The organism is Arthrobacter sp. A5 (assembly GCF_051131705.1).
Classification (GTDB): Bacteria; Actinomycetota; Actinomycetes; order Actinomycetales; family Micrococcaceae; genus Arthrobacter_M.
In genome coordinates this window covers 2,604,821-2,624,349 of the sequence record NZ_CP180316.1, presented here as the reverse complement: position 1 = coordinate 2,624,349, position 19,529 = coordinate 2,604,821, and the positions used below count along the sequence as shown (strand labels likewise).

The 19,529-nt window shown below is 62.6% G+C and carries 12 protein-coding genes, 1 tRNA gene and 5 pseudogenes; 13 read left to right on the top strand and 5 right to left on the bottom strand.

Annotated features, from left to right (window positions below):
• Positions 1-40: 40 nt before the first annotated feature.
• Positions 41-2,794 (bottom strand): pyruvate dehydrogenase (acetyl-transferring), homodimeric type, encoded by a 2,754-nt coding sequence (gene aceE / locus ACLLJI_RS12415; RefSeq protein ID WP_434612660.1) that lies wholly within the window; start codon positions 2,792-2,794, stop codon positions 41-43.
• 407 nt (positions 2,795-3,201) lie between these two features.
• Here aceE and ACLLJI_RS12410 point away from each other — a divergent pair, with 407 nt between their 5' ends.
• The 13 genes and pseudogenes from ACLLJI_RS12410 to ACLLJI_RS12350 all read left to right on the top strand — a co-directional run bounded on the left by ACLLJI_RS12410 (position 3,202) and on the right by ACLLJI_RS12350 (position 15,183).
• Complete coding sequence (locus ACLLJI_RS12410; RefSeq protein WP_283560909.1) at positions 3,202-3,621, top strand: DUF3052 domain-containing protein; 420 nt, start codon at positions 3,202-3,204, stop codon at positions 3,619-3,621.
• Complete coding sequence (locus ACLLJI_RS12405) at positions 3,618-4,139, top strand: peroxiredoxin (protein ID WP_434612657.1); 522 nt, start codon at positions 3,618-3,620, stop codon at positions 4,137-4,139. Before ACLLJI_RS12410 ends, ACLLJI_RS12405 begins: the two co-directional genes overlap by 4 nt.
• 144 nt (positions 4,140-4,283) lie before the next feature.
• On the top strand, positions 4,284-5,183 hold the full coding sequence (locus ACLLJI_RS12400; protein ID WP_434612655.1) for a Sir2 family NAD-dependent protein deacetylase: 900 nt from the start codon (positions 4,284-4,286) through the stop codon (positions 5,181-5,183).
• 168 nt (positions 5,184-5,351) lie between these two features.
• Positions 5,352-5,424: transfer RNA gene (locus ACLLJI_RS12395), tRNA-Val, on the top strand.
• A 516-nt stretch (positions 5,425-5,940) separates the two neighbouring features.
• Positions 5,941-6,123, top strand: a pseudogene (locus ACLLJI_RS12390) (DUF4411 family protein); the annotation flags it as partial.
• A gap of 465 nt (positions 6,124-6,588) precedes the next feature.
• Positions 6,589-6,765 carry a hypothetical protein gene (locus ACLLJI_RS12385; RefSeq protein WP_434612653.1) on the top strand — a complete coding sequence of 59 codons (177 nt, stop codon included), beginning with the start codon at positions 6,589-6,591 and terminating at the stop codon, positions 6,763-6,765.
• A 495-nt stretch (positions 6,766-7,260) separates the two neighbouring features.
• Positions 7,261-8,058 (top strand): IclR family transcriptional regulator, encoded by a 798-nt coding sequence (locus ACLLJI_RS12380; RefSeq protein WP_434612651.1) that lies wholly within the window; start codon positions 7,261-7,263, stop codon positions 8,056-8,058.
• Positions 8,059-8,240: 182 nt separating this feature from the next.
• Positions 8,241-8,618: pseudogene (locus ACLLJI_RS12375) on the top strand (MFS transporter); the annotation flags it as partial.
• Between the two features lie 362 nt (positions 8,619-8,980).
• Positions 8,981-9,514 carry a pyridoxamine 5'-phosphate oxidase family protein gene (locus ACLLJI_RS12370; protein ID WP_434612649.1) on the top strand — a complete coding sequence of 178 codons (534 nt, stop codon included), beginning with the start codon at positions 8,981-8,983 and terminating at the stop codon, positions 9,512-9,514.
• Positions 9,515-9,589: 75 nt separating this feature from the next.
• Positions 9,590-10,651: a zinc-dependent alcohol dehydrogenase family protein gene (locus ACLLJI_RS12365; protein ID WP_434612647.1), complete on the top strand. Its 1,062-nt coding sequence runs from the start codon at positions 9,590-9,592 to the stop codon at positions 10,649-10,651.
• Positions 10,652-10,755: 104 nt separating this feature from the next.
• Positions 10,756-13,392, top strand: a complete 2,637-nt coding sequence (gene mgtA / locus ACLLJI_RS12360) for a magnesium-translocating P-type ATPase (protein ID WP_434612645.1) — start codon at positions 10,756-10,758, stop codon at positions 13,390-13,392.
• Positions 13,393-13,486: 94 nt separating this feature from the next.
• The gene (locus ACLLJI_RS12355) at positions 13,487-13,609 is read left to right on the top strand and encodes a hypothetical protein (protein WP_434612643.1); all 123 of its coding nucleotides are present in this window, start codon (positions 13,487-13,489) and stop codon (positions 13,607-13,609) included.
• A 172-nt stretch (positions 13,610-13,781) separates the two neighbouring features.
• A pseudogene (locus tag ACLLJI_RS12350) lies at positions 13,782-15,183 on the top strand (IS1380 family transposase).
• A gap of 314 nt (positions 15,184-15,497) precedes the next feature.
• On the opposite strand, the pseudogene ACLLJI_RS12345 reads toward ACLLJI_RS12350, so the two are convergent.
• The 4 genes and pseudogenes from ACLLJI_RS12345 to ACLLJI_RS12330 all read right to left on the bottom strand — a co-directional run.
• A pseudogene (locus ACLLJI_RS12345) lies at positions 15,498-16,181 on the bottom strand (ISL3 family transposase); the annotation flags it as partial.
• A gap of 16 nt (positions 16,182-16,197) precedes the next feature.
• Positions 16,198-17,508 carry an ISL3 family transposase gene (locus tag ACLLJI_RS12340; RefSeq protein WP_434621468.1) on the bottom strand — a complete coding sequence of 437 codons (1,311 nt, stop codon included), beginning with the start codon at positions 17,506-17,508 and terminating at the stop codon, positions 16,198-16,200.
• A gap of 156 nt (positions 17,509-17,664) precedes the next feature.
• Positions 17,665-18,298, bottom strand: a pseudogene (locus ACLLJI_RS12335) (ISL3 family transposase); the annotation flags it as partial.
• Positions 18,299-18,820: 522 nt separating this feature from the next.
• On the bottom strand, positions 18,821-19,528 hold the full coding sequence (locus ACLLJI_RS12330) for a hypothetical protein (RefSeq protein ID WP_434612641.1): 708 nt from the start codon (positions 19,526-19,528) through the stop codon (positions 18,821-18,823).
• Position 19,529 lies beyond the last annotated feature (1 nt).

Here is a 19,529-nt window from a genome sequence, read left to right as displayed (position 1 = left end):
CCGGCGTTTTAAAACTAGGACGGACTACTGACCCACGCACCTAGCTGTCCCCGCCGGTCACCCCGGTGGTGCCGGCGTTGACGTCCAGCAACTTGTACTTCTCGATCGCTTGGGCCGGTGCCTGCCAGTCGACCTCGCCGCGCCGGGCGAGCATTTCCAGCGCACGGACCACAATGGAATGCGAATCGATTTTGAAGAACCGACGGGCGGCGGCGCGGGTATCGGAGAAGCCGAAGCCGTCGGCACCCAGGGTGGCGAATTCATTGGGCACGAACTGCCGGATCTGGTCCGGCACGGCCTTCATGTAATCGCTGACGGCCACTATCGGCCCGGTGGCTCCGGCGAGCTGTTCGGTCACGAACGGCATACGGGCATTGGCACCGGGATTGAGGAACTGCTCTTCCTCGGCGGCCAGGCCATCACGTCGCAATTCGGTCCAGGACGTCACGGACCAGACATCGGTCGAAACTCCCCAATCGTCGGCGAGGATCTGCTGGGCTTCCAACGCCCACGGAACGGAGACACCGGAAGCCAACAGCTGGGCGCGAGGCCCGTCCACCTTCGCCGGAGCCAGCAGGTAAATCCCCTTGATGATTCCCTCGACGTCCATGTCCTCTGGCGCGGGCGGCTGGATGATCGGCTCGTTGTAGACCGTGATGTAATACATCACGTTCCGCGACGAGTCGCCGGACGCGGGTCCCTTGCCGTACATGCGCTCCAGGCCATCGCGCATGATGACGCCGATTTCGTACCCGTAGGCCGGGTCGTAGGTCACCACTGCCGGGTTCGTGGAGGCCAGCAGCGGGGAATGCCCGTCGGCGTGCTGCAGCCCTTCGCCGGTGAGCGTGGTCCGGCCGGCGGTGGCGCCGATCACGAAACCGCGCGCCATCTGGTCCGCGGCAGCCCACAGGGAATCTCCAGTGCGCTGGAACCCGAACATGGAGTAGAAGACGTAGACCGGGATCAGCGGCTCGCCGTGGGTGGCATACGCGGTGCCCGCGGCCGTGAACGCAGCGACGGAACCGGCCTCGTTGATCCCAGCATGCACAATCTGACCGGAGATGGATTCCTTGTACGCCAGCACCAGGTCGCGGTCCACGGAGAGATAGTTCTGGCCGTTCGGGTTGTAGATCTTCGCCGTCGGGAAGAACGCGTCAATGCCGAAGGTCCGGGCCTCGTCGGGGATGATCGGCACGATCCGCTTGCCGAACTCCTTATCCCGCATCAAGTCCTTGAGCAGACGAACGAAGGCCATCGTGGTGGCGGCGTACTGCTTGCCGGAACCGCGGTTCGCCACCTCATAGGTCTTGTCACCGGGAAGGGCAACCTCGGCATGCTCGGTGCGGCGCTCGGGCAGAAACCCTCCCAGCTTGGCCCGGCGATCCATCAGGTACTTAATTTCCGGTGCATCCATCCCCGGGTGGTAGTACGGGGGCCGGTACAGGTCCTTTTCCAGCTCGGCATCACTGATCGGGATGCGGAGGTGGTCGCGGAACAGCTTGAGGTCCGGCATGGTGAGTTTCTTCATCTGGTGCGTGGCGTTGCGGGCCTCGAAGTTGGTGCCCAGCCCGTAACCCTTAACCGTGTGGGCAAGGATGACCGTGGGCTTGCCCTTGAACTCGGTGGCGGCCTTGTATGCGGCGTAGACCTTGCGGTAGTCGTGACCGCCGCGCTTGAGGTTCCATACCTCGTCGTCGCTCAGGTCCGCAACCATTTCCTTGGTCTGCGGAGTCTGGCCGAAGAAGTGCTCACGGACAAAACCGCCGGACTCGCCCTTGTAGGTCTGGTAATCGCCGTCGACCGTGGTATTCATGACCTTCACCAGCGAACCGTCGTCGTCCTTGGCCAGCAGGTCATCCCACTCGCGGCCCCAGACAACCTTGATCACGTTCCAGCCGGCGCCGCGGAAGAAAGCCTCCAGCTCCTGCATGATCTTGCCGTTGCCGCGCACCGGCCCGTCCAGCCGCTGGAGGTTGCAATTGATCACGAAGTTGAGGTTGTCGAGCTTGTCGTTGGCCGCGAGTTGCAGCAGTCCGCGGCTTTCCGGCTCGTCCATTTCGCCGTCGCCCAGGAACGCCCAGACCTGTTGGTCGGAGGTGTCCTTGAGACCGCGGTTGTGCAGGTACCGGTTGGACTGCGCCTGGTAGATCGCGTTCATCGGGCCAATGCCCATGGAAACGGTGGGGAATTCCCAGAACTCCGGCATCAGGCGCGGGTGCGGGTACGAGGAAAGCGCGTGCCCTTCCTTGGATTTTTCCTGCCGGAAGCCGTTCAGGTCCTCTTCGCTCAACCGGCCTTCCATGAACGCGCGGGCGTACATGCCGGGGGAGGCGTGGCCCTGGAAAAAAATCTGGTCTCCGCCGCCGGGGTGGTCCTTGCCGCGGAAGAAGTGGTTGAATCCGACCTCATACAGCGTCGCGGCACCGGCGTAGGTGGAAATGTGCCCGCCCACGCCGATATCGGGGCGCTGCGCACGGTGCACCATGATGGCGGCATTCCAGCGCAGCCAGGCGCGGTACTTGCGCTCGATCTCCTCGTTACCGGGAAACTCCGGCTCCTGGTCCGCGGGGATGGTATTGACGTAGTCCGTCGTGGTCACCATCGGCACGCCGACGCTCTGCGCGCCGGCCCGCTGCAGCAGGCTGCGCATAATGAATTGGGCACGTTCGGTGCCCTGATCCTGAATCAACGCATCCAGGGACTCGATCCACTCAGCGGTCTCCTCTGGATCCCTATCAGGCAGCTGGTGGGTCAACCCGCTTAGGATATGGGAATTCTCTTCGCCTGCGGCCACGTCAGACCTCTCTTAAAGACAGTATTTCCGGCCCTCAGCTGTGGCTGCGGGCGCACACCGAACACTCTAGTCCGGGTTAGGCCCTACCAAGTAGCCGGCGGCCTGCGGGAAGTGCCCGGGTCCCCGTACCATTAGGGGTAGTACTGTTGGCGGCGTGCTCCTGGCCGCTGACACCGCGCTGGATGTCTGCGCCGAAAACGCATGTCCCGCAGGCACTGGCTTGAAGCTGAACGCGTTAGGGTGTTGGCTTGTAGTAACGCAAATCACGGCGGCGCCGGGCGGATGCTGTCATCGACGGCTTCCGAAAACGAGCCAAAAGGTTTTGCAGCGTGACCGCAGTTCGTAAAATAGACATCAAGACGACAACTTCAACGAAGCGCGGATGCGTTTCAAGCAGGAGGAACAACGTGAGCGAGGCCGACGCCGGCACAGTAGTTAATGTGGCGGGCAAATTGGGTTTCAAGGATGGCGATTTGATCCAGGAACTCGGGTACGACGACGACGTTGATTTTGCTCTGCGCGACAGTGTTGAAGAACTGGTCGGGTCCGAGCTGCTTACCGAGGAGGACCACGACGTCGTTGACTCTGTTCTTTTGTGGTGGCGGGCCGACGACGGCGATCTGGTGGACGCGCTGGTGGACTCGCTGACGACCTTGGATGAGGGCGGCATCGTGTGGGTGCTGACGCCGAAAAACGGACGCGTCGGTTATGTCCCGCCATCGGAAATCCAGGAGGCCGCGCCGACGGCCGGCCTGCACCCAACTACCACTGTCGGCGTTTCGACCGACTGGGCGGCCACCCGGCTCGCGCCGCGCAAGAAGCCATGACCGCCGCAGCGGCGGACGTGACGGCGGCGGCGGCGAACGCACCGGTGGCGGATGAACCGGCAGGTGTGCCGGTTGTGGGCGAGGCTGCTCCCGACTTCGACCTTCCCAATCAGTTCGGCGAGCGGATCTCGCTTGCTTCGCTGCGCGGCGGGAACGTCGTCGTCGTGTTTTATCCCTTTGCTTTTTCCGGAATCTGCACCGGCGAAATGTGTACTCTTCGGGACAATCTGGGCGAATTTGCCACCGCCAAGGCCCGGGTGCTGGCCGTCTCGGTGGACAGCAAATACACGCTGCGCGCGTACGCCGAGGCCGAGGGGCTGGACTTTGACCTGCTGGCCGACTTCTGGCCGCACGGCGAAATGGCGCGCCGCTATGGGGTTTTCGACGACGAGCGCGGCATGGCGGGGCGGGGAACCTTTGTCATTGATGGAGCCGGGATCCTGCGCGACGCCTTCAGCACGCCGACGGGCCAGGCCCGCTCCCTTGACCGGTACCGCCAGGCCCTCGTGGAACTCTGATCTGGCGGATGTGGAAATGCGCCCGGGGCCGAGTGCCGGTACTGCTGGGGTGACGGGCTCTGCGGTGGCGGGCTCTGCGGTGGCGGACTCCGCGGTGGCGGACTCCGCGGCATGATGGATACGCGTCCGCCGGTCGGAATCGGCATGACTGGATTTGCCAGCGCACCGGCGCGTGTCGGCGTCCCCGAACCTTCCGCGGCAGAACTGCCCGTGCTGGAGCAGATCACGGCGCTCTTGGGCGGCCTGAAACTGGCCATTCTGACCGGCGCGGGGCTTAGCACCGATTCGGGCATTCCGGATTATCGGGGACCCGGCTCCGTCCCGCGCAGCCCCATGACTTACCAGGAGTTTGTCGGCGACAGCGCCCTGCGGCAACGATACTGGGCCAGGAACCACCTCGGCTGGCGGCACCTGCGCCACGCCGGCCCGAACGCGGGCCACTATGGCGTGGCCACACTCGAACGCAGCGGGCTGACCACGGGCATTGTCACCCAGAACGTCGACCGTCTGCACGAAGACGCAGGTGCGCTGAACGTCGTCGATCTGCACGGGCGCTTCGACAGGGTCGTCTGTCTGAGCTGCCGCACTGTCGTCAGCCGCAGCCATCTCGCCGACGTCCTCGACACCCTGAATCCGGGGTTCGTTGAGCTGGTCGAGGCGGAAGGTCCCATCGAAGCGGCCCCGGACGCCGACGCCGCGTTGGAGCAGGAAGCCTACATCGCGCGGTTTGTGATCGCCGACTGCGAAATCTGCGGCGGAATGCTCAAGCCGGATTTTGTCTTCTTCGGCGAAAGCGTCCCCAAGGAACGTGTTGAGCGGTCCTACGCGATCGTGGACGGAGCGGATGCCCTGCTGGTGGCCGGCTCGTCGCTGACGGTCATGAGCGGACTTCGATTTCCCCGCCATGCCAAAAAGACCGGCAAGCCGGTGGTCATCATCAACCGCGGGCCAACCCGCGGCGATGACACCGCCAGCATCAAGCTCGACGCCGGCGTGAGCGAGAGTCTGCAGTACCTGGCCGACCAGCTGGCTCCGCCCGGCTGAGGCGCTTGCCGATTCCCGCTGTCCCAACTGTTGTTCGGCGCGGCTGAGTCCCTTGCGGTTATGCCCCGATTCTGCCCGGTTAGCATCGACGGCCTACTTTCGGGTACAGTTATTCCTCGTTGGCTGGCGCAGGAAATCCGCAGAAGCGGACGGTCGCGGCAGCGTAAGGGGCCTTTAGCTCAGCTGGTAGAGCGCCACGTTTACACCGTGGATGTCATCGGTTCGATCCCGGTAGGGCCCACAAAGATAAAGCCTCGGCAACCAAGGTAAAAGCCTTGTGTTGCCGGGGCTTTTTGCTGCCCGATGGGGCCGTCGACTCCGAGAGGAGGCCGTTGCGCTGATGCCTATAGCGTGAAAAATAGCGTGATCAGCCACAGTCGCTCGGCCTCGCGTGAAGCCCGGTCAAGGAGTAGCATCAATGTCTGCGTTGAACGGATCAGGGGTATCTGGAATCCCTAGTTCTCAGCGCATATCACCAAGCAGGACGAGCTCAGGGTGCGGGGATCGGATCGAGAGCTGAGCAAGACTGTGGCGGAAAATGGTCCAGGCCTTGGGCAGGGAATCAACCAATGCGTTCGTCCAGGTTCTCGGCCTGGACTGCACCCGCGAGAAGATCAGGCACAGCACCTGCCTAGTGGCCATGATCTTCCCCGACCATCCTTCAACGGCGGAAGGCGGGAATCCTTAAAAATGATGGGTTCGACGGCCTGTTTCAGGCGGAACTCGGTCGGGTCATGAAGCGGAAGCCAAGGCCTCGGCCGACCTCCACTGTTTAGTGACGCGCGAACGACCAAACCCGCAGAGCCGCAAGCGCGTTAGGATTCCAAATGTTTGTAGCGCCCTCGGGGCCAGGCATATGGATCCATTCACTATGTTTCGCCAGCTCGGGTTAGTGTTTCGCGCGGATCCGGAATCGTCCGGACAGCTCGATCTGGGATAGTCCGGCGGCTTCGCCTCCTGGAGCACGTGCGCTGCGCACCGGGAGACCACGCTACAAGGCCAGCGCGTGCGGGGGTGGCCCGTGCCGCCGTCGTTGCTCTTTTCCTGACCATACTGTTGGACGTGCTGGGCATGGACTGGAGGCATGCAGTAAACGGCCGGCGACCGGGAGGGCGTCATGAGAACCTCCGCCGCTCAGTGGGACGCAATCAAGGTCTTGAGCTAGTGGTGACTGAACCGATCCAGGGCATCGGCAAAGCCGCGCTTATGCGGTTGATTGGGCGCCGCCCGTCAACAGTCGGTCCTACACATACCCTCCAGCGGGTTTTGTCGGTGGGCCCGCATAACGTTCAGGACTATGGAACATGTAGTGGTGCGTACGACGGCGGCCGGGTTGCCTTTAGCAGTCCAGCGCGCTGGGCGCGAGTGGTTGATAGGCGCCGAGCCGCTGCGATGGTTCGAGCGTGTGAGCTGGTGGGAAAGCCAGCGGCGGATGCCCAAGGGGTTGGGCCGGGTGGATATAGAGGTTTGGCGTGTTCAGGCACGGCTGGGAAGGAACCTTCGGAGTGAGCTCACCACGATGGAACTGCTCAGGGACCAGCAGGGTGGAGGGTGGAAACTGCGCTCGGTCACAGCTGCCTGATCATGTACGGCCGACGACGGGCGGCGGTGCTGGCTGGTCTGAACCGTTGCGGAAATTAAAAGACTCCGCACCATCGCTATTGGGGGATGCGATGGTACGGAGCCAGTACTCGAATATAGCCGGTGGTCGGGATGACCGCAAGGCCTCCGGGCCCCGCTCGTTCAATTGGACCCACGGACAACTTCGGGCGGGTGCCGGCGACGAGCGTTAAATTGGAAAGCCCTCCGCTGCGGCTATTGGGGGATGCAGCAGTGGAGGGCCTGAAACAAATATACACGGCCCCGGACGGAAAAGTAAAGAGGGATGTTCTACGTCCTATCTTAATCCATGAGCCAACCGTCCTGCCGGCGCCCGGTAGGACGGTCGGCGGAGGCGGCGCGAGCCGCGCGGCGAGGGGTGAACAACGCGAGACTGTCCTGGCGCAGCGGCGATGCTCGGGGAGAGGACAGTATGATGGTTTCTGTTCATTCCAATGAACCCACCTGGAGGATGGTCATGACTGATGCCCGGATAGCACGCACCGTGGATGGACAAGGCAGCGCGTCTCCAGCGCCCGCGGTGACCCGGGCGGCTGCGGTCCTGGAGGCTCTGGTCGATGCGCCATCGGGGCGGCTCACCCTCAGCGATCTGGCCCGGGAACTCGGAATCCCGAAATCCTCCACTTCGAATCTACTGCTCGCGCTGGAAGAAGCCCGACTGATCAGTCGGCAGGGATCGGGATTTTCGCTGGGCCGAAAGCTGGTGGAACTTGGTGCCGCGTATTTGAGCCGCCTGGATGAGGTCCAGGAGTTTTACCGCTTCTGTGAGCAGGCACCGACGCTGTCCGGGGAGACGGTCCGGATTGCGATGCTCGATGGCGGCCATGTGATTTACCTGGCGAGGTATGAGGGCCACCCGGCTGTGCGGCTGACGTCGAATATCGGCGACAAGATGCCCGTGTCCCTTTGCGCCGTCGGGAAGGCGCTGATTGCGCGACTGCACGATCAGGACCTTGCCCTCATGTTTCCCGATGACCTGCAGTTGCCGGTCCTCACGCCTCAATCCCTGCGGACAGGTGCGGAGCTGAAGGCGCAGCTGCGCAGTATCCGCCAACAGGGGTTCGCGTTCGAGGATGAAGAGTCCGCCACCGGCGTAGTTTGTCTGGGAGTCGCCGTGCCCACGCGTGGTGCGCACCTGCCCAGCCTGGGCCTCTCGGTTACCGCATTGAAGGCGACCTATTCCGAAGCCCAAGGCGAGGCGATGGTGGAGGAGCTTAAGGAGCTGGCACGCTCGCTGGGTAACCCGATGGGGTGAGTCTTGGAGGGGAACACGGACTCTCGGCTAATCGTTCAGGTGACTGTACGTTGTTCACTATAATAATCAGCGTCTCAGCCGCTGCCGCTACCCCGGCAGACCAACGAGAGTCTGGAGCCAATTGAGGGAGTGTCTGTGATAAATCAGCCCGAGGCACGCCAAACTGGACGGCTGCGGCGCGTGCGGGCACGTTCGCGCCGATTGCAGTGGCGGACAAAAACGTCCTGGAGGGCTGGCTCTGGCGCGTTCCGTTCCTGGCCGGCCTGTTGCTGGTCGCAGTGGCGATCTTCATCCGGCTCCGGCTGAACGAACCGCCGGTTTTCCAGGAGCCGGAGAAGCACAAGAATGTGGTCAAGAACCCCATCGGCGAGCTTTGGAGGAGCTCGAAGAAGAACGTCCTGATCGGTATCGGGCTGCTGATGGGAGAGAACGGCAACTCCTCCCTCTATTCCGCGCTTTTGGTCGACTTCATCAGCGCCAAGGCGGGTGTCTTCCCCGGCGACAGATTCATTGGGCCCGCAGGACTGTTCATCGACGAGGGGTTCTCCGCGGTACTGATGCGCCGTGGCCGACGCCTATAGTGGGCCACGAGAACTGGACCTAAGAAGCCAGCCATGATGATGCCGTGGTCATCGTTCTGCTGACAGGGATCGGGCCTTGGGTTTCAGATTTCCTATGGAATGTCGGTCCCCGGGCATGATAGCCGTCGGCTGAAGGACGACGGTGGCAGGTGGCCACGAGCGAATCGAACCGTTGAGGGAGTGCGTGGATTCGGCATGACGCCGGCCGCAAACTCCGCCACCACCGCAGGCGCCGACGCGCGGGCCCGGAACCGCCGCTTAAGATGTGGATGATCGCAGCAGCAGGCCCGGCAGCAAAGCAGTGTCCGGCCCTGCGGAGAGGATCTGCGGCAGTGGAGAGTGTGTCCGACGAAGTCAAGGCGTCATTTGTAGACGAATGTGTCAACGCGGGACGTGTCATCGGGTATATGACAGGCAACGAGCAGCCACAGGTAGAAGACCTTCCGGAAAACGTCTGCTGGGAGTTCCTGCGCTCCACTGGCGTGGGTCGGCTGGCTGTCATCGTCGATGGTCACCCTGATATTTTCCCGGTGAACTTTGTCGTGGACCATGGCACCGTGGTGTTCCGGACGGCGAAAGGTACAAAACTGACAGCGGCCGTATCCGAGTCGCCGGTTGCCCTCGAGATTGATGGCTACGATGCCAAGGCAGAACAGGCCTGGAGCATTGTTCTCCGTGGCGAAGCAGAGCAGATCCGGGAAACCCAGGAACTGGTGGACACCCTGTCCCTTCCTCTTTTCCCGTGGCAGGCAGGGGCCAAAGAACAATTCGTACGCATCAATGTGGCTATCATCAGCGGGCGCCGCTTCAAGGTTGCCAGGCCGGACATCTGGGCCACCCCCCTCTCCGACGCGCGGCGGGCGTCCTTTGAATAGCCCACGAGTGCTGGCGCATACCGGTTAAGCGGGACATCCCGGCCACGGGAGAATGTTCAGTCAAGGAGCGATATCGTGAAGGCACTTGTGTACGGTGGGCCGGGCAAGATGACGTGGCAGGACGTCCCGGATCCGGAAATCATCCATCCCGCCGACATCATCGTGCAAGTTGACACGATCACCATCTGCGGAACGGATCTGCACATCCTCAAGGGCGATGTGCAGGCCGTGCAGCCCGGCCGAATCCTTGGCCCCGAAGGTGTCGGGACCATTACGGAGGTCGGATCGTCCGTCAGCACGCTGGCGGTGGGGGACCGGGTCATCATCTCCTGCATCACGTCCTGCGGGCACTGCTCCAATTGTCGGACCGGACTCTCCTCCCATTGTCTGGGCGAGGAAGCACAGTCCGGAATCGGCTGGGTCTTCGGACATTTCATCGATGGCACTCAGGCCGAATCCGTGCGCGTCCCGTATGCGGAGAATTCGGTGCATAAACTACCCGCCGGGGTCAGCGATGAACAGGCCGTCATGCTTTCGGACATCCTGCCCACGGGTTTCGAAATTGGCGTCCAGTACGGTCGGGTCAAACCCGGAGACGTGGTGGCTGTCATCGGGGCAGGCCCGGTTGGATTGGCGGCCATCATGACGGCCGGGCTCTACGGTGCCGCAACAATTATTGCCATCGATTTGGACGAGAAACGCCTCGACCAGGCCAAGGCTTTTGGCGCGACGGACGCAGTCGTCTCCGGCTGGGCCAACTGGAAAGACCAAGTGCTGGCATTGAGCGACGGGACCGGTGTTGATGTGGCAATTGAGGCCGTCGGGATCCCTCAGACCTTCAGCATGGCCACGGAACTGGTCCGCCCCGGCGGCAATGTGGCTAACATCGGGGTGCATGGCAAGCCGGTCGAATTGCATCTGGAGACGTTGTGGATCCAGAACATCAACATCAGCATGGGACTGGTCAACGCGGACACGACGCCCCTGTTGCTCAAGCTTGTGGCACAGAAGAAGATCCCGGCGGAGAAGTTTGCGACCCACCATTTCAACTTCGACGACATACTGGGTGCCTACGACACCTTCGCGCGGGCGGGCGAAACAAAGGCGCTGAAGATCGTCATCAGCCGCCAGAGGTAGCGCTCTGAGAATGCGACGACGGCGGCCCGCGACAACGTCGCCGTTTGGCCGTGTTGCGGACGGCTTGTTGTGATCCCGGAGCCACTATTGACGGAGGCATTTCTATGGCAGAGCTGGACCTACAGGAAATTGGCGGGTCGGCGCAGCGCACCGCGGAGCAGATGCTTCGGGAGCTGAAGTCGGGTGTTGCCGGACTGACCGGGGCAGAAGCCGGACGCCGTCTGGCCACCGTGGGCCCCAACGCGGTCAGAACGCACCAGGCCAGTCCCTGGTCGGTGTTGGGCCGGCAGCTGCGCAGCCCGATCCTGATTCTTCTGGTCATTACCGCTGCCCTGTCCCTGTTTCTTGGTGATGCCACCAACTCGATCGTCATCGGTGTAATCCTGCTGGTCAGTGTCGGCCTGGGCTTCAGTAACGAATTTCGGGCAGAGCAGGCGGCCGAGGCCCTGCATTCGCGCGTTACCCACAGCGTCGTCGTCACCAGGGACGGCAGCCCCCGTGAGATTGACGTCGTCGAACTGGTTCCCGGGGACCTGGTCCAGCTGGGGCTGGGAGCCATAGTTCCGGCGGATATCCGGTTGCTGAGCAGCAAGGATCTGCTGTGCGATGAGAGCATCCTTACCGGGGAATCGTTGCCCGTTGCGAAGGATCCCGCACCGACCGGCACGGACGCTGCGCTGTCTGATCTGACCTCGTGCATCCTGATGGGCACAGTGATCCAGTCCGGCAGCTGCACCGGCGTGGTGGTTGCCACTGCAGGAAGGGCGGAATTCGGCCGCATCGCTCTGGGCCTGGGCGAGCATCAGCCTGAGACCGAATTCCAGTCCGGTCTCAAGAAGTTTTCCTTTCTGCTGCTGCAGGTCGCCATCGGACTCACATCGCTGATCTTCATCGCGAATCTGCTGCTGCACCGGCCCCTGCTCGAATCGCTGCTCTTTTCCCTCGCGATCGCAGTCGGAATTACCCCGCAACTGCTGCCGGCCGTCGTGAGCACCTGCCTGGCCTCCGGCACCCGGCAGCTGGCGCGACGGAAAGTCCTGGTCAAACGCCTGGTCTGTATTGAGGACCTCGGGGATATGGATATGCTGGTCACCGACAAAACGGGTACCCTGACCGAGGGACGCGTCAGCTTCACCTGCACCGTGCCCGTCGACCCGGGCATCTCCAACGACCAGCTGTGCACCCTCGGCCTGCTCGCCACCGAAGCCGACTACTCCTGTGAAAAAGTCACCACGGTCGGGATGAACCCCTTGGACGCAGCCCTGTGGGAATCCGCCCAAGCCGCCGCCTTCGTCACCGCCGCCCACCAACGCTTGGACATCATCCCCTTCGACCACCAACGCCGGATGACCAGCGTCCTCGTCAGTGACGGTGCCGGAAACCCAACCCTGATCACCAAGGGCTCCCCGGAGGACGTGATGCGCCTCTGCCGGACCATTCCGTGGCAGGCGCAGGCTCTGTTGGATGAACAGTTCGACGCCGGCTCAAGGGTTGTCGCCGTCGCCACCCGTCCGGCCCCGGGGCTGGCCGCCATTGAACCAGCGGACGAGAAAGACCTGATGCTTGTCGGCTTCCTCATCTTCCTGGACCGGCCCAAGAGCAACGCGAAACAATCACTGGAAAAGTTGGCGTCCTTGGGCATCACGGTCAAAATCGCCACCGGCGATAACGCGAGGGTGGCCGAAAAAGTCTGCAGGGAGATTGGGCTGAACTCGGGCGGCACGCTCACCGGAACCCAGATCGATGCACTCTCCGACCCGGAATTAAGCGAAGCCGCCCGAAGTGCCAGCATCTTTGCCCGCGTCTCACCCGAGCAGAAGGCCCGGCTGATCCAACTGCTGCGCCAAAATGGCCGGGCTGTCGGCTTTATGGGCGACGGCGTCAACGATGCCCTGGCGCTGCACCATGCCGACGTCGGGATTTCCGTGGAGAGTGCCAGCGACGTCGCAAAGGATGCCGCAGACATCGTGCTCATGGACAAGGACCTCGGTGTCCTGGCCGAGGGCGTGATGGAAGGGCGGCGGATCTTCGCCAACACGATCAAATATGTCCTGATGGGCACCTCGAGTAACTTCGGGAACATGTTCAGCGCCGCCACGGCGTCCGTGGTGCTGAGCTTTCTGCCCATGCTGCCCGGACAAATCCTGTTGAACAACCTGCTCTACGATTCCGGGCAGCTGGCCATCCCGGGGGACCGCGTGGACAAGGAACAGCTGCTGGCACCCTCGCACTGGAACATCGGCTTCATCCGGCGATTCATGCTCCTCTTCGGCCCGATCAGCTCACTCTTCGACTTCGCGACCTTCGCACTGATGCTGCTGGTCTTCCAGGCCGCGCCCGGGGAGTTCCGGGCCGGCTGGTTCATCGAGTCCATTGCCACCCAAACCCTGATCATCTTCGCCATCAGAACCCGACGGGTACCGTTCCTGCGCAGCCGACCCTCATTGGGACTGATCGCGGCCTCCCTGGCGGTAGTCACGGTGGGAATCTACCTGCCACTCTCACCATTGGGCGCCGTGCTGGGTTTTGATCTGCTGCCGGTTCCGTTTTTCCTGGCCCTGCTGGCGATGACCGTGATCTACCTCGTCATGGTCGAATTCGCCAAGCAATGGTTCTTCTCCCGCGCTGCCCAGCAACCCTCCCCTGCCGCGCATCCCCGCGGCCGGACCCATCACCTGCACCGGCGGGCAGCACGGTTCAGCGTCCCAGCGTCCCTTCCGTCCACAACCGTACGGTTATGAGACGGCGACCTGCGCGTTTCGAGTGCGTGCGGTGACGCTATACACGGCACTGAGCGGCTCCGGGAAGTACGCCGAGCTGGTCGAGGCTTGAGCCGTGATCGAACCCGCCGACGACCTGCACCGCACCTGTGCCGAGTGTGACGCGGACTGCGCGCCCGAGCCATTCGAGGTGGACCGGGGCAGGGCGCCATACACCGATACGTTCACCAGCTGGTAGCGCGCATGCCTGTAACGCGCAGGCCACCCGCCAGCGCCGCCGGACTAGCTAGCCTCGAGATTTCATCGGGGTGTGACCGTGCGACGTCAATAAAGTCTGAAAGGTGCCTCTGACGTGGGAAAATGTAGTTACCACACAACATTTCCTAGACACATTCAGGAGCACCTCGCAGGTGAACCAGCTTACCGGTTTTTACCCCTCTGTCCGAGTTGATGCCGCCGGCGACGGTGTCGTGTCCCAGGCCGGAGGGGTGGTCCTGACCGAGATGGTGAAAAGCTCGGGCATCGCTGCGGGGTTGTCGGAAGCGTTGGCGCCGTGGCGCAAGCCATTTGCCATCCACAATCCGGGAAAGATCCTCACCGATTTGGCGCTGTCTTTGGCAACGGGCGGGGATTTCGTTTCTGACATTGACCGGCTCCGCAACCAGCCCGATGTTTACGGGCACGTTGCCTCAGACCCGACCATCAGTCGACTCCTCACCACGCTCTCACGGGTAAGGCCAGGCAAAGCCAAGGTCCTGGCAGCCATCAACACTGCCCGTGCCGCAGCCAGGGCTCATGTGTGGGCGCACGCCGGCGAGGACTCCCCGTTGCACGGTGTCAGCACGGAAAACCCTTTGGTAATCGACTTGGATGCGTCCTTGCTGAATTCGCATTCCGAGAAGGAAGACGCCCGCCCAACCTGGAAGAAGGGGTTTGGCTTCCATCCGTTGTGTTCCTTCGTTGACCACGGCCTCCTGGGTACCGGGGAGCCATTGGTGACACTACTCCGCCCCGGTAACGCCGGCTCAAACACCGTGGCGGACCACATCCAAGTCGTCAAGGACTTCCGTCACGCAGCTGCCCAAGGGGTACCGGTCCGGGCGGAAGATCATGATCCGCACCGACTCCGCCGGGGGCACGCACGGATTCCTGGACTGGCTGACCGCCAAACACCGCAACTTCTCCTACTCCGTCGGGTTCCCCATCCACGGCCCCGCTGCCGACGTTTTGCCATTGGTCCGCAAAAACGGGTGGAGCAAGGCGTACGACAGCGACGGGGCCGAGCGTGACGGCGCGTGGGTCGCCGACATTACCGGGATGCTCGACTTGAAGTCCTGGCCGGACGGGATGCGGGTCATTGTTCGCAAGGAAGTCCCGCATGTGGGTGCGCAGTTGCGGATCACTGACATCGACGGGCACCGGTACACGGCCATCGCCACGAACCAAGAAAAAGGCCAGCTGGCCGCCCTGGAGGTCCGGCACCGGCTCAGGGCACGTTGTGAAGACCGGATCCGTAACGCCAAGGACACCGGGTTGGCGAACCTGCCGTTGCAAGCCTTCGCCGGCAACGAGCTCTGGTGTCATCTGGTCATGCTCGCCTCCGAGATCATGGCCTGGACCCAAATGATCGCCTTCACCGGCACGAGGGCCAGGCGCTGGGAACCCAAGAAACTCAGGGCCCGGCTGTTTGAAATCGGCGGGAAAATCGCCACTCACGCCCGCCAAACCATCCTCCATCTGGCCGCAACAGCACCAGATGTGCAATTGCTGCTCAAAGGGCTGAAACGTGTTGCGGCACTGAGCCCGCCATAGGCAAAACCGCCATCCGTCCGCACTCACCAGAAAGCAAAACCAGCACCACCGTGACCGGCGTGGAACCCGTCACCGACAACCGCCACCAGGTCAGCGGCCAGAATGTCGCACCCAAATGCCAAAATAGGAACCATCAGGCAGACAGTCAGCCCTGATCCACAAGAAATCCCGCCTCATGAAATTTCGAGGCTAGTCTCCAGCTACTTTCAGCACAGCGCTGAACGCGCTGACCCGACGATGAGATGAATGGCGCTGCTATCGCCGAAAACCTCGGCGATAGCTTGAAGCGTCTTTCATACTCCATTTCCGGCTCTTCAGAATTGAGGGTGTAGTTTCGGTCTGAATCCGCCGGATTCCAGCAGTGATCTTGCGACGTAGTTGGTGAGGTTGCGGAAGCCAAGAGCGGATCCGCGTAGGTGTTCGAGCCGGCCATTGATGGCTTCCGTTGGCCCGTTGGAGGTGCCTGGTCGCTCGAAGTATGCCAACACATCTGCTGCCCGGCGATTGAGGGTCCGCCCGAGTCTTCTGAGCTCGGTGAGTGCGCTGGGAACACCGGTGCTGACGGCTGCGATCACGGCCTGCATCAACTCCCGCCCTTTGGGCCGGTCTGGTTCCCGGTAGGCGGCAACCATGCGTTGGTAGATGCCCCAGCTCGCTTCAACTTCGACATGCGTATCCGTGGAGAACAGGGTTTCAAGGCGTTGACGTTGCTTGTCCGTGAGCAGATCCGCCCCGGTATGAAGCGTCAGCCTAGCCGAATACAGTGGGTCGCCGGCCCGTCCACGGTGCCCGCAGCTCTGCTGCTGGACGCGCCGGCGGCAGCTATCCAAAGCCTCCCCAGCCAAGCGGATGACATGGAACGGATCCATGACCGGAACAGCGTCGGGGAGCTCTTCGGCGGCGCTCTTGAACCCGGAGAACCCGTCCATGGCAACGACCTCGATCCCTTGCCGCCACGGTTGTGGGCGTGCTTTTAGCCAGGTGGCGAAGACCTGTTTTGGGGGCTCTTCGCATTTAGGCATGGTTTGCCGCTTTTTTCCGGTATGGGCGATGGCCGCCGGCTGCGAGTAGGCATCTGAGTCTGTAGTGGTCGAAGTTCCGGAATCCGCGGGCGATCCGCCGTGTGGTCTCGATAACACCGTTGATCGCTTCGGTCGGTCCGTTGGAGGCCCCGTGTGTCTCGAAGTACGCGAGGATCGCGCTCTTCCATTGCCGTAGGGTCCTGCCGAGTCTGGCGATCTCCGGGATCGGACAGGACGGGAAAGAAGTGAGTATCCCGGTCACCAGATCCCGGCCTCTGGCCGGGTTGGAGTGGTATACATCCCGGAGCTTCTGGTAGCACTGCCAGGCCAGCGTGACTTCATGGCCGGGATCTCCGGCGATGAGTTTGTCCTCCAGCCGTTTGGCCTGTTTGTCGTTGAGGTGTTCGGCACCGATCTGCAGGGTGCGGCGGATCCCAAAGAGCGGGTCCCCTTTACGTCCGCGGTGTCCCAGGGTGCTTTGTTGGACGCGGCGGCGGACATCGTCCAGAGCAGCACCACCAAGCTTTACGACGTGGAATGCGTCAACGACGGTGATTGCTTCGGGTAGCTCATCACGGACGGCGTTGGCGTAACCACGGAATGGATCCAGTGTTGCGACCTTGATCCCCTCGGCGAAGTCCTTGCCCTGGGCCTTGATCCAGTCCGCGTAGACCTTCCCCGACCGTCCCGGCATAAGATCCAGCAGCCGGGCATGAACACGGCCCTTCTCATCGCGGGTGTGGTCCACGATCCCGGTGACCATGCCCGTGCCGGGGAAGCCGGTATGGGACCAGACATGCTCGTCAACGCCGAGGGCGTCCACCCCGGTCAGCCGGACCTTGTCCGCGAGCCGCCGGAGTGCTTCGGCTTCGATTCCGTCCCAGACGGTCCGCCACGCCACGCCGAGCTGGTGTGCCAGGGCCGAGACGGAGGTATCGAAGCGTTCCAGTGCGTCCACGGCCCAGTGCACGGCCCGGGTCGTGAGTTTCGCCCGACGACCGGCCAGGGCGTGTTCCTCGGTGAAGGTGCCTCTGGGGCAGCCGGTGTCCGGACACCGCCATACCCGCTTAACCCAGACCAGGGACACCGGCCGCCCCAACGACGGTGCGTCGTGCAGGCGGACTTTACGGCGGCCGTGGCCGATCGCCACAACCCCGCAGTCCGGGCAACCGGTGGTGTTCTGATCGGTTTCGACATGAAGGAGGAGTCTGCTGGCAGCATTCGCGGCAGAGATGACGTGCACGCCGTCGACGGCGAACATCGTGTCTGCCCGTTCGCACCAGCGCCCATTCGGGCAGGACATAGAATTAGACAAGTCAGGGTCTCTTTTATGATTGGAAGCTTGGTCGCTACCAATTCAAGGAGACCCTGACCTCGTTCCGCCTCACGCCACGCCGCGCAGGCCGGAGAACATCCCACAAATCCCAATTCTTAGGCCGCCCTAACCATGCTCAAATGCGAAGAGCCGTTTTGGGCGGCCTTCGACCATGTCCAGCAGGCGGGAAGGGCCCGTGCCATCACGGATCGGTGTGAGATCAATGATGACGGTGACGTACTTGTCTCCGCGGCGGGTGTGCCGCCAAACATGCTCATCGACACCAATGACCTTGACCGCGTCGAACCGGTGCGGGTCATCAATCAACACACACTTGCCTTCGGCCAGGACGGCCTTGTTCGCGGTATTTCCAGGTCACGCCCAGGCCTTCGGCAACGCGGGCGACAGTGAGGTGTTGGCACACGATTCCTTCCAACGCCCACCGCAGCCCGCGGCGGGAGAGTTTCGCCCGCGGTTCGGCGGCCTTGGACGTGTCTTGCCGCCATACTTTCCCACACCCAGAGCATTTGTACCTGCGCACTCTCAGCAGCAGTGTGGTTGGGCGCCAACCGAAGGGTTCATGGCCCAGCCGACGAGTCACCGTGTCCCGAGGGATGCCTTGACTCCCGCAGTTCCGGCACCAGTCATCCGGATCAACAACACGGCAGGCCAGGACGGCCTGATCGCGGCTCAGGTACTGCCCCGTGGCCTCGAGTCCGAGCTCATCGAGGCGGCAGAATGTGGTCAGGTCAGGGCTATGGAAGGTAGCGTGGAACACGAGGGCCAAGAGGCAAGAGGAATCAAGATCTAGACAATCCGATTCTCTCCCAAGGCCCTCACCTCAACCGAAACAACCTCCCGCCCCGGACTCCTCACGCGGCAACGCTGACTACACTCTCAATTCTGAAGAGCCACTACACTCTCAATTCTGAAGAGCCGATTATGCTGTTGTATTTCGAACCCGTCTGTATAGCCCGCCCCCGGAATAGGAAGGCCAGCCGGGTCGCCTGATGGATTAGGAGATACAGTCATGAGAATTCACAGCGCCAAATTCGGGGGATCGCACAAAGTACAAGTAAGTCGACGGCTGACCTTCCGTAAAGGAACCGGAGCGGGATCGCCCGAGCTGGATTCATCCACGGCCGCCGTGTCAGTCTCCTACATGAATCCACCTCAATCGCGCTGAGGAAAGACTTGCCTTCGTCTGCACACGCATGCAGGTTTTCGTGCAGTTTCGTCCTCTTCATGCCCGAAGATACTGGGGTTCCGTGCGAGCCATGTTAGGGCGCGATGGCGGATACTAAATCACAGTGACCTGCTGGAATTTGACCTTGTCTTTGTCATCGCGCGCTGTGCCCATTTGACCGGGAGCGCCGCTGGGCCCCGCAAGGCCCGGTGTGGATGGCTGGCCAGGGTCAGTGGTCGCGTGGCTGAAGTCGCCTCGGGCGCCGCTGTCTCCGGTGACCCCCGCAGCCCCACCCGGGCCCGGGTCTCCACCTTTGCCGGGGTCTCCTGACTTCGCCTTGAACACGCTTTGGCCACCGCTCTGGTCGGAAATGTAGAAGACAAGGATATCGCCGGCCGCGCCCGCGTCGCCGCCCCGGCCTCCGACGCCGCCTTGGGCTCCGTTCCCTCCTGCGCCGCCATAAGCGCCGGGTTCGCAGTCGTTTCCGTCGCCGCCCTTGCCGCCCTTGCCGCCGTTGCCGCCTTTTCCGCCGTTGCCACCCTTTCCTCCGTTGCCGCCTGAAGCGTCGACTGATACGTCGCTGCCGAGGACTCTCACGTGTAGTTCAACGGTGCCGCCCTTGCCGCCCGGCAAACCATCCGCGCCGGGCCCGCCGACCCCGCCGTCGCCGCCACGCCCGCCACGTGTGGCACCAGTGTCTCCGACGAAGAACCAGCCGCTGCACACCGCATTAAACCCCCCTTGTCCCTGCGGTCCGTCCCCCCCTGCGGCGCCAACCGCGCCTTCGCCGCCATCCGTTCCTCGCTTGTCGATGCCACCCATG